Origin of the sequence: [Clostridium] celerecrescens 18A (assembly GCF_002797975.1) — a bacterium.
Lineage (GTDB): Bacteria > Bacillota > Clostridia > Lachnospirales > Lachnospiraceae > Lacrimispora > Lacrimispora celerecrescens.
In genome coordinates, this window is record NZ_PGET01000001.1 from 4,681,821 (window position 1) to 4,694,162 (window position 12,342).

Genomic DNA, 12,342 nt, shown 5'->3' on the forward strand with positions numbered 1-12,342 from the left:
AACAGCCTTTTTCTGTCAAGGATTGCGGCTGAAATTTTATATGTATTTATACAGTAAAGCGAAAGGAGTCATGTTATGAAGTTAATGTTAAAATATCTGAAGAGATATCCGAAGCTAATTCTGTTAAACATCATAGGAATCTTTAGTTTTGTAGTAGTACAGCTGGGGATTCCCACGGTTATGGCGTGGATGATTGATAACGGAATAGGCGATGGTGATATCGCTTATATTAAGAAAATGGGAGGAATTATGCTGATAGTCTGCATTCTTGGAGGTGCAGGCACCATTTTATTAACTTTCGCTTCATCAAGAATTTCAACCTATATGATTCGGGATATCAGAAATGATGTTTTTGCGCAATCGCAGAGATTTTCCCATACAGAATACAATAAATTTGGTGTGTCTTCTATGATTACCCGAACAACAAATGATGCATTTCAGTTAATGTTGTTTTCCAATTTGTTGTTTCGTACTGCGCTTCTGGCTCCAGTCATGATTATTATCAGTGTTTTTATGACGATCAAAACAAGTGTTAATCTCTCTATGGTTATCGGAGGAAGCTTTCCATTTATAGTAGCGGGAGTCATAATCATTGCCAAATTAACCAATCCGCTTTCCGAGAAGCAGCAAAAAGGTATGGACCGGCTGAATCGGATTTCAAGAGAAAACTTAACCGGGGTACGTGTGATCAGAGCTTTTCGAAAAAGCGAATATGAATCAGAACGTTTCGCAGAAACCAATGACGACTATGCCACTAATTCAAAGAAGTTATTTAAAATCATGTCATTTACGCAGCCGGCCTTTTTCTTCTTACTGCACCTTGCAATGATGGCTGTATTTTGGATATCAAGTTTAATGATTGATAAAGGAACTTTACAGGTTGGACAGTTAGTTGCATTCTTAGAGTATCAGTTTCATGCGATGTTCTCCATCATGCTATTTTCCATGGTATTTGTAATGTATCCAAGGGCGCAGGTTTCTGCAAACCGTATTCAGGAATTATTAGATGAAGAGCCGTTAGTAAATAATCCTGCAGATGGTATTACAGCTGATAATAAAGGTGTGGTTGAATTTGACCATGTTACGTTCCAGTATCCGGATGGTGAGCTCCCGGTGATAAAGGATGTATCTTTTACTGCGAACAAAGGGGAAACCGTGGCATTTATCGGCAGTACGGGCAGCGGTAAGAGCACATTGATTAATTTAATTCCAAGATTTTATGATGTGACAAGCGGTTCCATTAAAATTGATGGTGTGGATACACGTAACTATGACTTAAAGGCGCTCCGTCAGAAGATTGGCTTTATCCCACAAAAAGCTTTTTTATTTAAAGGAACCATAGAAGAAAATCTTAAATTCGGCAATCCCAATGCTACGCCGGAAGAAATAGATCATGCAATTGAAATAGCGCAGGCAAAAGAGTTTATTCAGAATAAGCCGAACAAATTACAGGAATTTATAAGCGAAGGTGCAAAAAATGTATCAGGAGGTCAAAAACAAAGGATCTCGATTGCAAGAGCATTGGTCAGAAAACCTGAAATCTACATTTTTGATGACAGTTTTTCTGCACTTGACTATAAAACAGATGCTACCTTGCGGGCCGCCCTTAAGGAAGAAACAAAAGAATCCATTGTATTCATTGTGGCACAAAGAATTAGTACCATCATGAATTCGGATAAAATTATTGTTCTGAATGAGGGCGAAGTGGTAGGTATGGGAACCCATAAAGAATTATTAAAGTCGTGCAATGTATATTATGAAATTGCAGATTCACAATTAACAAAGGAGGAATTGGAGCGATGAGAAAATTATATCCATATATAAAACCATACTTGAAATTTTTTATCGTAGCGATTCTCCTTACGGTAGCATACTCCGGTTTCTTATCAGCAGCGCCAATGGTGGAAGGTTTCATTACAACCAGGCTAAAAGATGATGTTGTAGATATCGTGAACAAAGTTCCTGGGGCAGCCATCAGTTTTTCCTATGTTATTAAAATCTTAAAGCTGTTGCTTGCTATTTATATCGGAAACGTACTTAGCAGCTTTGGTTCGCAGTATTTCTTGACTAATGGTATACAAAATGCAATGCGTGATTTAAGAAATGATGTACAAAGAAAGATTGCAAAGCTGCCAATCAGCTATTTTGATAAACGTTCCGTCGGAGACATTCTCAGTATCATTTCAAATGATATCGATACTATGTCAAATGCGCTGCAGCAGAGTTTATCAAGGATATTGAGTGCTGTCTTATCCATTATTTTAGCAATAGTACTAATGTTTTATATTAATCCAATAATGGCTACTGTTGCTGTTTTGCTGATACCGGGAAGCGCTCTGATCATGAAATTTATTATGAAGCGTTCTTCCGTTATGTTTAGCAGACAGCAGGATGCACTTGGTGACTTAAATGGTTACATTCAGGAAAGATATACCGGGTTAACCGAAATCAAACTATATGGAAAGCAGGAAGATTCCATAGAACAGTTTAAGGAGATTAACAACAATCTTTGTGAAAACGGATTTAAGGCACAATTTATATCCGGATTGATGTCGCCGTTAATTTCCTTCATTACGTACCTTGCAATTGTAGCTGTTTGCATATTAGGTGCGACTTTTGCAATCACAGGTGCCATAACGGTTGGTCAGCTTCAGGCATTTATCCGATATATGTGGCAGTTAAATGAGCCGCTGGAACAGGTATCACAATTGTCTGCTTCCATTCAGTCTGCGATTGCGGCATCAGATAGAGTATTTAAGTTTCTTTCTGAATCGGAAGAGGTCCCGGAGATTTCTGCTCCGGTAAAAATAGAGGACTTAAAGGGAAATGTTACCTTTGAAGATGTCTCTTTTGGCTATAATAAAGATAAAATGCTCATTGAACATTTGAATATTAACGTAAAGAGCGGCCAGATGGTGGCAATCGTAGGTCCGACCGGCGCCGGAAAAACCACGCTTATTAACCTTTTAATGCGTTTTTATGACGTAAATAAGGGCGCAATTAAGGTTGATGGTGTGAAAATTAAGGATATGAAACGGGATGATCTTCGTTCCATCTTTGGTATGGTGTTACAAGACACCTGGTTATTTAACGGAACGATCGCAGATAATATAAAATACGGAAAAGAGGAAGCAACGCAGCAAGAGATTGAAAATGCAGCAAAAACAGCTAATGTAAATCATTTTATTAAAACACAGCCAGATGGCTACCATATGATATTAAATGAAGAATCCTCAAACGTATCGGTTGGTGAGAAACAGCTTTTAACAATAGCGAGAGCTTTCCTGGCAGACCCGGCTATTTTAATCCTTGATGAAGCGACAAGTTCTGTTGATACAAGACTTGAATTAATGCTTCAGACCGCTATGAAAAATATCATGAAGGGCAGAACAAGCTTTGTTATTGCACACCGCCTCTCTACGATCAGAAATGCAGATTTAATCCTCGTTATGAATAACGGATCAATTATTGAACAGGGAACCCATGATGAATTAATAGCCAGAAAAGGATTTTATGAAAAACTGTATATGAGTCAGTTCCAAAATCAAGCTTAAATATTAAAAAAAGCAGGCCCCTGTAATTGGGAGCCTGCTTTTGGTTTATCTGCTATTCAACTCTTCCAGTACGTCTAATACTTCCCAAAGCCCGTTTATGGAATAATCCGCAAGACTGCGGTCAAAACCAAACCTGTCATCAATAATGGAGGCCACAGTCATTCCTGCTCCATGACCTGCCATGATCCCATAGGTAGAATCTTCCACCACAAGGCATTCCTTTGGTTCACGCTTTAGGGTGTCTGCCGTATGGAGATAAATTTCCGGATTAGGCTTGCTTTCCTTAAATTCCTCGCCGCTTACAATGTAGTCAAAGTCATCTTTCAGCCCGCAGGACGTGAGCACGTCTTCAATCCCTGCCCTGCTGGTAGAAGATGCCAGTGCCACCTGATAACCTCTGCGGTGAAGCTCCTTTAAAATCTCCGGGACTTCCTTTCTTAAAATAGAAGGGTAATCCGGGCGGCAATCGGCCCAAAGTCCTGCATATAGCTCTTGGAACGTGTGGGAATCCACATCCTCTCCAATTACGTCACTTACAATCTCCATCGTCCTTTTCGTGGTGGATCCCACCACGGCAAACAGCGCTTCTCTGTTGATCTGGGGGTACTTAAGCTTCAGTTTTTCATACATATGGTTCAAATATATGATTTCGCTGTCGATCAGAACCCCATCCATGTCAAATATAACTGCTTTTATCATTGGTCAAATTCCTTCCTCAAAGTCCTCAGACGCTTCTACCGGTTCATATTTGTATTTTCCGATCTGAGTTTTTCCTATTTCAATAATTTCATCTGCCAGTATGTCTGCTTCCGGTATCTGGCCCATCATGCAGCGCATTGCCAGTTCAACGGTCATGCCCAGGTTCGTTCCGTAAAGGACCTTTATCCGCTCATCCCCGATGCTTAACATCACTGCATTTTTAAAAGGGGAGCCTCCCAGAATATCGCATAGAACGAGGATTTGTTCACAGTCCTGTAAGCGGTCGAAGGCGGCCCTTAAATGCTCCTTTAACTGTTCCTCGCTGTGTTCCCCCTTAAAATCGACTGGTATTATAAAATCCTGATGGCCGGTTAGAAGCTCTACAGCGCTTGAAATTCCGGTTGCAAATGCTCCGTGGCCTGTAATAATGATTCCAATCATAATATCCTCTTTCCTGCCCGCGTTTTTGGGCATATAGCTATTCCCTCGGGGCGATTCTCCATTCAGATTAATCTCTGTAAACGACAAAGTCGAATCGGTGAGTATTGCCGGGATAGGTTTCAATGCTGTAATCGATGGGACGTTCGTACTGGTCGTAGGCGATGCTTTCCAGCATGTGAACCGGAGAGTCTTTCTCTATGTGAAACAGGTGGGCCTGTACCGGATCAATGATTTCCGCCCGTATGGATCGGACCGCCTTAGCCGGATAGATTCCATATACATCCTTCATGATGTGATAAAGTGATTCTGTTCCATAATCATGGGCTTCAATTCCCGGAAAAAGATCCATGGGAACAAAATTTTCTATGAAAGTAAAAGGACGTTTGTCCGCATAACGCATGCGCTCCAGATGAAGGCAGTGCTGTTTGGGATCCAATCGCAGTTTTTCGTAAACCCGGGCATGATATGGGATGATTTCTTTTTTCTTTAAATCGGTTCCAGGCTTCATGCCGATCATGGCCAGCTCTTCCCGGTAGCTGACAAGCTGCATCAAAAATATTCCCCGGTCTGTATTTGCTCTCACGAAGCTTCCGGAGCCCCGCTTCCTTTCCAGCAGTCCAAGCTTATTCAGTTCTCCGTAGGCCTGTCGGACGACAGGGCGGGAAATGCCGAATTTGCGGCATAGCTCATCCTCTGTGGGCAGCTTTTGTCCCGGGATCAGGGTTCCGCTTCGGATCGCCTTAATCAGGCAGCTCTTTAACTGTTCATACAATGGAACAGGACTATATTTATCAATTTGTATAAATTCAAACTTCATGTACACACCTCCATGGCTGGGAAACCCCATTAGTACAGTATATCATTGAGAGATTTTACCTGCAATGCTATTCTAACGGATATCCAGCATAGCTAAAGGGGCCATACAGGAGAAGGTAAATTCTTCCAGCTCTTCCTGTACGGCCCCCGGCAGAATTCTATTAGATTCCTTCCGTGAGTTACATGATTTTAAAGAAAGACAATACGATTGATACAAGAATGATAAGAATGATCAGCATCAGCGTATTAACATGTTTTTTCTTAAACAGCCAGTAAAGGGTGAATACAAACCCCAAAGGCAGTATGTTCGGCATAATGGAATCGAAGATTGCCTGTATGGATACGCCGCCGGGAGCTACCAGCGTTTCTGCAAAATGAAGGGATACGTAGCTTGGGATCAGACCGCCTACTACCATCATGCCCAGAATGCCTGCAGCCTTTGTAATGGCGCTGGCATTGGAACTGATTAAATCAACGGCTCCCACACCCATGTTATATCCCATGCGCCCAAACCACAGTCTTGATATAGCTCCTAAAAACCAGATGGCTATATAAAGGATAGGACCAAGTACTGATCCGCCGCTGGCAAGAGAACAGCAGATAGCTGCTGAAATGGGAAGTAAGGTAAACCAGAAGATGGCGTCTCCCAGTCCTGCCAGTGGGCCGAATAAACCGGTTTTAATTCCCTTGATCAACGATCTGTCCTGTCCGTTTTCTTCCAGGGAGAGGACAAGACCCTGAAGGAAGGTTGCCATATGGGGCTCGGTATTGATAAAGTCCATGTTGTTTTTCATGGCATCTGAGATCTCTTCCTTCTGGTCCCCGTAAATCTTCTTTAATCCGGGAAGCAGTCCGAGGCAGAAGCCGGGAGCCTGCATGCGCTCAAAGCTGAAGCAGGACTGTTCTAATATGGAAAGCAGGCTCATCTGATTAATATCTTTTTTTGTCAATTTATTTCTAGATACCTTCATCGTCAGCACCTCCTACAGTTACGGCGTTCTTTCTGATCGTTTCATCATTAAGATAACCGATGAATGCAACAGCGATTCCTGCGATAGCTACCGGAAGGATATTGCCCAGTTTCAAGAATGTCATCATTAAGAAGCCTATAAAAAGATATGCCACGTTCTGCTTCTTAAGCATGACAACAAGGAGCAGGGTAAGACCGACTGCAGGGAGCAGGCCGCCGGAAATTTCGAATCCGTGGATCAGCCATTCCGGGAACATGTTTACAAATCCTGCGATCTGGGTCTGTAATGCAAAAGCAGAAAGAAATGTGATCAATGCGTAGATTCCGGCTTTAATTGCAACTCCAAGAAGAACGATCTGTGTAAATTTCTTCGTGTCTGCGTTCTCACATGCGTGATCCAGGGGACGTAAAAAACCTGCAAAAGTAGTATTGCAGACAATTCCGACCCACTGTGCCAGCAAAGCGAAGGGCAATGAGAGTCCCAGAGCTGTTTCTGCGCTCTGGCCAGTCGTGAATGCGATGACTGTTGTCATCATGCCTGCCATCAGGGGATCAGGCGGAACGGTACCGCCTACGGTCAGCAGTCCCAGATAAGAAAGCTCTGCAACGGCGCCCGCAGCCAGGCCTACCTGAACATCACCCAGGATTATTCCGGCGAAGAAGGCGACAACGATGGGACGGAACCAGAAAAAGGCTTCCCAGCAGGCGTCACAGGCACAGATAAAGGCCAGTAAAGCCAGCAAAATCCCCTGGATTAAAGTAATTTGCATAAAAAACCCTCCTTTTATTGAACCGCAGGTTTCTTCCTGCGGTTTTCATCATTATTGCTTTTGGAATTCCAGGCATATAGGTATGCCCGCAGGGTATTTCATCTCATTCTTTCTAGACCTGACTAATATTTTTACTTCACCTCAAAATCATGCTTTTTATCTCCGGGAGCGATCTGGATATACACATCGATGCCTTTTCCCCGAATCAATCTCAAATCCTCTAAGTCCTGTTCATCCAGATACACATGAGGCTCGTTTGATACCTTCTTTCCCGGAGCTACATGCATGTTACCGATGCAGAGCTTATCGATGGGAACTCCTCCCTCAACCAGGGCTCTTGCAGACCGTGGATTTCTTACTACTATAAATATCTTCTGGCTTGGCGCTGCTTTATGGATGACTTCAATTGTTTTTTGAAGTGTAAAGAATCGGATCCCCACGCCGGTGGAATCGGCGGTCATCTTCATCAGAGATTGCTGGACCGGATCACCCGCAGCCTCATCGTCTGCGACTACGATCAGATTACATCCGATGGCTCCCACCCAGGAGCATCCCACCTGACCATGTACCAGCCGGTTATCGATCCTTGTTAATAGAATGTTGGGCATATGTTTGTCACTCCTTTTGAAATTTGTATCCTCAGATATTTTGTACTATTTTATATATTTTCACTCTCTTTTATTAAAAAAGTATAAATAATGTATAAATAAATAATAGTATCATGAAGAAAGTTTGTCAATATGTAATTACAAATATTTGTATGTTTTCGATACATTATTGACTATGCTTAGGGATATGATATAATTATTGCACAAAATACTTTCTAACTCATTTTTACCAAAACGAAAAAAGGAGCGGTAACAAAATGAATGAAAAAATAAAAGAAACAATGATGACGTATGTGAAAGAGTCTCCTGAGGTAATGCTTAATATTATTAAAAACCGGAAGGAACTGACAGCTCCGCTGATCGCAGAATATGAAAAGGGAAATTACAAAACCGTCTGGATTGTGGCTTCCGGGTCCTCCTATAATGGTTCGTACTGCGCACGCCAGTTTATGAGGTATTACTTAAAATCTGAAGTTAAGATCATATCCCCCTTCACCTTTCTTAGCAGTGAACATGATTTTACGGACAGGGATTTTGTTTTTGTCGTTTCCCAGAGTGGGTATAGTACCAATTCCATTGATGCGCTTAAGATGATCCGCGGGCAGGGACGCACCTCAATCGGAATTACAGGAAGTATCTCCAGTGATATGAAAGATTATGCGGATGTGCTGATCGATTATGGGGTTGGAGTGGAAACCGTAGGCTATGTGACAAAGGGTGTAACCTCGTTTGCCTTGTTTCTCATGCTGTTTACTCTTGAAGCTGCCGTTAGAAAAGGACTGATGGCGGAGGAAGAGGCAGAATCAGTATGCCGGGATATGGAGAAGGCAGCCCGGATTCATGAGACGGTGCAAATAGAAACCATGAAATTCTATGAAGATCATTATAAAGAATTTACCTCCATGGAAAATGCTTATGTGTGCGGATTAGGCGCTAATTACGGCACAGCACTGGAAGGCGCATTAAAGTTAGGTGAGACGGTAAAGATCCCTTCTGTAGCTTATGAGTCTGAGGAATTTCTGCATGGTCCTAATCTTCAGATGACTCCCGGTTATACGGTATTTCTCATTGACGGAGGAAACTGCAGCAGCCGGATCCAGACCATTTTTAAAGCCTGCCGGGAGGTAACTGACCGGTCGTTTTTAATAACCAATCAGCCTGGGTACACCGGAGAAGGGATTTTAAACCTTCCGGTGGAGCTGCCGGAGCTTTTAACCCCCTTATGCTTCCTGCCGTTTTTCCAGATCCTTGCATATCAGGCAACCACAGCACTAAACCGCTGGAAGCAGCATCCTCTGTTAAAGAAGATGAAAGATACTGCCGCATGCAAAACGGAAAACTATGAGAATCAGGATGAGGATGATTGATTCTTAAAGGAGACTATTTATGGGGAATATGAAGATCAGCCAGAAAGAACTGGCCGCTTATTTTGACCACACGCAGTTAAGAGCCTTTGCATCCCATCAGGATTTTGTAACTCTCTGCGAGGAGAGCATGGAATATGGCTTTAAGATGGTAGCCATCAACCCGGCGCAGGTGGTCCGCTGCCGGAAGCTTTTGAAAGGCAGCTCTGTCCATGTGGGCGCAGCGGTGGGATTTCCGTTAGGGCAGACAACCATAGAAGATAAGATGAATGAAACAAAGACTGCCATTTTAAACGGATCTGATGAGATCGATTACGTGATTAATATTACGGAACTAAAAGAGAAAAATTACAGCTTCATAGAAAAGGAAATGGCAGAGATAACGGAAATCTGCAGAAAAAACAAGGTGATTTCAAAGGTGATTTTTGAAAACTGCTATCTTACAGACCAGGAGAAAGAGGAATTGTGCCGGATCGCGTTGAATGTGCATCCGGATTATATTAAGACCTCCACCGGATTTGGAACTGGCGGGGCGACCTTTGAAGATGTGGCACTGATGAAGCGAATGGTAGGAGATGAAATTAAGATAAAGGCGGCAGGAGGTGTAAGGACCCTGGATACTGCTCTTCAGATGATAGAGCTTGGAGTCAGCAGAATCGGTTCTACAGCAAGTGTTTTTATCGTGGAAGAGCTTAAGAAACGTATGTAGGCTGGAATGCCCCTTGAGAAGTATTTTTATTTCCTGTAGTGAAAAGCTGTTAAATGACCGATGTGTACTGCTCATTAGGTCATTTAACAGCTTTTTTAACACCTTTCTTAACACCTTTTAATAAGATAATGGGAAACAGGCATTGCATTTGTTGCGGGAAAATATTATAATACGGAAATGCAAAATTTCTTAGCTGATATACCAAGGAGGCACACATGGTTCATGTTAAAAACATATTTAAAATTTTTGCCGGTGATATTAAACGCATTGCGTTTAATCCGGTAGCAGTCATTATTGCTCTGGGGCTTACACTGATCCCAGCTTTATATGCATGGTTTAACATCGCTGCAAGCTGGGACCCTTATGCCAATACAAAGGGACTTAAGGTTGCGGTTGTCAACCTGGATAAGGGGGCTTCTATTGACGATATATTTGACACGGATATTGATGATTCTTCCATTAATATTGGTGAAATGATTCTTGATGAACTTAGAAAAAATGAACAGATAGGCTGGCAGTTCGTCAATAAGGAAGAAGCAATCGATGGAGTGGAATCCGGGAAATATTATGCGGCAGTTATCGTTCCCGAGGATTTCAGCCAGAAAATATCAAGTGTCCTTACCTCTAACATTGAGCGCCCGGTGCTTGAATATTATGTAAATGAGAAGAAAAACGCCATTGCCACAAAGATCACCGGCAAAGGGGTGGAGAGCGTACAGCAGCAAATTAATGAAACCTTTATTAATTCTACCTCAAAGGTGGCTGGGAAGGCCTTAAACAAATATTCAACCAACTGGGATACTGACAAGGAAACGGACAGAGACGATGCCGTCAGCACTCTTACGGATGTAAAAACAGATTTGAATCAGCTGGTGGATACCATTACCATGCTTCAGTCCACTCTCCGCACCGTCAACAGCTTAAATGGCGGTATGAAGGGGACTCTCCCGGATGTGAGCAAAATGATCGATTCCGGCGGACAAACGGCTGAAAGTGCAAAAACCCTGATCGATTCCTCCAGAGGATTCTCTGATACAATGACAGGAGGTATTAGAGATACCCTGGATAATATTAACCAGGTAGAAGAATCCGTGTATGAGTCCTTTCAGGTGATCGGCAAGCTGACGGACACATCCGCTGACGGAGCACTGGATGCATTAAAAGCCACGGAAAATCTGGTCACAGGAAGCATCAATCAATGCAACAGCGTAAACAAGGTTTTAGGGACAATTAACCAGAAGCTGCCCATTCCATTAAAAGATATTACAACTCTTCAGCAGAAGCTTTCAGATACCGTTAAACAGCAGCAGGAACTGGTCCGGAAGCTGCAGGCTGCACAGCAGACTGTAAAACAGACAAAACGGCTGCCGGATACCATGGAGAAGGATATTGGAGACACTCTTGACGGGGTCACCAACTCCATATCAGACGTACTTAACTTTTACACCGGTAAGGTGGAGCTTCCTTTAAAAGACAGTCTGGATAAGACCTATGATGCCCTGGGTACTACTGCGGGAGCTTTAGACAGCATTGGAGGCATGGTAGGGCAGATCGATACCACCCTTGACAGCGTAACAGCCTCATCCCAGAGCCTGATCGAGGCTTTAGACAGTGCCGTCAGCCTGATGAACAGGAGTCAGGAGCGGGTGGATGATATGATCGACAACGTGAACAAGCTGGCGGATAATGAGAAGCTAAATAAGATCATGGACATCATGAAGAATGACCCGGATCAGCTCAGTGATTTTATGAAGATGCCTACGGATATGGTTACCAACAAAATCTACCCGGTAGAAACTTATGGTTCCGCCATGGCTCCGTTTTATACCATTCTGGCCATCTGGGTGGGAGGACTCATTTTGGTGGCTTTGGTAAAGACTAAGGTAGAAGAGAGCAGATCGAAAGGGCTTAAGCTGTATGAAACCTATTTTGGAAGGTATCTCACCTTTATGCTGTTTGGAATCGCCCAGGCGCTTGTGGTGGCTTTGGGAGATTTGTATATGTTAAAGATCCAGTGCCTTTATCCGGGAAAATTTGTGCTGGCAGCAGTGGCAGCCAGTATCATATTCACCAATATCATTTATTCCATGACGGTTTCCTTTGGGGACGTGGGCAAAGCGATCGTGGTAGTCTTTATGGTCATTCAGGTGGCAGGCTCCGGCGGCACGTTTCCCATACAGGTAACTCCCCGGTTTTTCCAGATGGTAAACCCATTGCTTCCATTTACTCATCTCATCAATGCTATGAGAGAGTGTGTAGGAGGTACTTACGGGAATGATTATTGGATAGATATACGAAATGTGCTGGTCTATATTCCTATATCACTGTTGGTTGGAATCGTATTGCGGAAGAAGGTGTTAAAACTGAATGAATTTTTTGAAGAAAAACTCAGCCAAACAGGGATCATGTAA

At 42.9% G+C, this 12,342-nt stretch carries 11 protein-coding genes; 5 read left to right on the forward strand and 6 right to left on the reverse strand.

Features of this window, described 5'->3' with window-relative positions; all coding sequences use genetic code 11:
* Positions 1 to 75: 75 nt before the first annotated feature.
* A complete protein-coding gene (locus tag H171_RS21330; protein WP_100306923.1) occupies positions 76 to 1,803 on the forward strand; it encodes an ABC transporter ATP-binding protein in 1,728 nt (575 codons plus the stop codon).
* On the forward strand, positions 1,800 to 3,554 hold the full coding sequence (locus H171_RS21335) for an ABC transporter ATP-binding protein (RefSeq protein WP_100306924.1): 1,755 nt from the start codon (positions 1,800 to 1,802) through the stop codon (positions 3,552 to 3,554). Before H171_RS21330 ends, H171_RS21335 begins: the two co-directional genes overlap by 4 nt.
* A gap of 45 nt (positions 3,555 to 3,599) precedes the next feature.
* Here the strand turns inward: H171_RS21335 and H171_RS21340 are convergent, their stop codons facing one another.
* The 6 genes from H171_RS21340 to agaB all read right to left on the reverse strand — a co-directional run bounded on the left by H171_RS21340 (position 3,600) and on the right by agaB (position 7,858).
* Positions 3,600 to 4,253: an HAD family hydrolase gene (locus tag H171_RS21340; protein WP_100306925.1), complete on the reverse strand. Its 654-nt coding sequence runs from the start codon at positions 4,251 to 4,253 to the stop codon at positions 3,600 to 3,602.
* 3 nt (positions 4,254 to 4,256) lie between these two features.
* Positions 4,257 to 4,694 (reverse strand): PTS sugar transporter subunit IIA, encoded by a 438-nt coding sequence (locus tag H171_RS21345; protein ID WP_100307615.1) that lies wholly within the window; start codon positions 4,692 to 4,694, stop codon positions 4,257 to 4,259.
* A gap of 67 nt (positions 4,695 to 4,761) precedes the next feature.
* Positions 4,762 to 5,511, reverse strand: coding sequence for a GntR family transcriptional regulator (locus tag H171_RS21350; RefSeq protein WP_166433641.1), 750 nt, complete (start codon positions 5,509 to 5,511; stop codon positions 4,762 to 4,764).
* Positions 5,512 to 5,689: 178 nt separating this feature from the next.
* Positions 5,690 to 6,481: a PTS system mannose/fructose/sorbose family transporter subunit IID gene (locus tag H171_RS21355; protein ID WP_100306927.1), complete on the reverse strand. Its 792-nt coding sequence runs from the start codon at positions 6,479 to 6,481 to the stop codon at positions 5,690 to 5,692.
* Entirely contained in the window at positions 6,468 to 7,250 is a 783-nt protein-coding gene (locus H171_RS21360; protein ID WP_100306928.1) for a PTS mannose/fructose/sorbose/N-acetylgalactosamine transporter subunit IIC, read from the reverse strand. The genes H171_RS21355 and H171_RS21360 overlap by 14 nt, the downstream gene beginning before the upstream one ends.
* Positions 7,251 to 7,381: 131 nt before the next feature.
* Positions 7,382 to 7,858 carry a PTS galactosamine transporter subunit IIB gene (gene agaB, locus H171_RS21365; RefSeq protein ID WP_100306929.1) on the reverse strand — a complete coding sequence of 159 codons (477 nt, stop codon included), beginning with the start codon at positions 7,856 to 7,858 and terminating at the stop codon, positions 7,382 to 7,384.
* A 257-nt stretch (positions 7,859 to 8,115) separates the two neighbouring features.
* Between agaB and H171_RS21370 the strand changes: the two genes are divergently transcribed.
* From H171_RS21370 to H171_RS21380, 3 genes are all read left to right on the forward strand, one after another.
* Positions 8,116 to 9,225, forward strand: coding sequence for an SIS domain-containing protein (locus tag H171_RS21370; RefSeq protein ID WP_100306930.1), 1,110 nt, complete (start codon positions 8,116 to 8,118; stop codon positions 9,223 to 9,225).
* 19 nt (positions 9,226 to 9,244) lie between these two features.
* Positions 9,245 to 9,931: a deoxyribose-phosphate aldolase gene (deoC, locus tag H171_RS21375; RefSeq protein ID WP_100306931.1), complete on the forward strand. Its 687-nt coding sequence runs from the start codon at positions 9,245 to 9,247 to the stop codon at positions 9,929 to 9,931.
* A gap of 215 nt (positions 9,932 to 10,146) precedes the next feature.
* Positions 10,147 to 12,342 carry a YhgE/Pip domain-containing protein gene (locus H171_RS21380; RefSeq protein WP_100306932.1) on the forward strand — a complete coding sequence of 732 codons (2,196 nt, stop codon included), beginning with the start codon at positions 10,147 to 10,149 and terminating at the stop codon, positions 12,340 to 12,342.

What these genes read in the sequence shown, in the direction of transcription:
- H171_RS21335 (WP_100306924.1), top strand. Translation starts at nt 1,800, where the DNA reads ATGAGAAAATTATATCCATATATAAAACCATACTTGAAATTTTTTATC.
- deoC (WP_100306931.1), top strand. Translation starts at nt 9,245, where the DNA reads ATGGGGAATATGAAGATCAGCCAGAAAGAACTGGCCGCTTATTTTGAC.
- H171_RS21360 (WP_100306928.1), bottom strand. Translation starts at nt 7,250, where the DNA reads ATGCAAATTACTTTAATCCAGGGGATTTTGCTGGCTTTACTGGCCTTT.
- H171_RS21350 (WP_166433641.1), bottom strand. Translation starts at nt 5,511, where the DNA reads ATGAAGTTTGAATTTATACAAATTGATAAATATAGTCCTGTTCCATTG.
- H171_RS21380 (WP_100306932.1), top strand. Translation starts at nt 10,147, where the DNA reads ATGGTTCATGTTAAAAACATATTTAAAATTTTTGCCGGTGATATTAAA.
- H171_RS21370 (WP_100306930.1), top strand. Translation starts at nt 8,116, where the DNA reads ATGAATGAAAAAATAAAAGAAACAATGATGACGTATGTGAAAGAGTCT.
- H171_RS21330 (WP_100306923.1), top strand. Translation starts at nt 76, where the DNA reads ATGAAGTTAATGTTAAAATATCTGAAGAGATATCCGAAGCTAATTCTG.
- H171_RS21340 (WP_100306925.1), bottom strand. Translation starts at nt 4,253, where the DNA reads ATGATAAAAGCAGTTATATTTGACATGGATGGGGTTCTGATCGACAGC.
- H171_RS21345 (WP_100307615.1), bottom strand. Translation starts at nt 4,694, where the DNA reads ATGATTGGAATCATTATTACAGGCCACGGAGCATTTGCAACCGGAATT.
- agaB (WP_100306929.1), bottom strand. Translation starts at nt 7,858, where the DNA reads ATGCCCAACATTCTATTAACAAGGATCGATAACCGGCTGGTACATGGT.
- H171_RS21355 (WP_100306927.1), bottom strand. Translation starts at nt 6,481, where the DNA reads ATGAAGGTATCTAGAAATAAATTGACAAAAAAAGATATTAATCAGATG.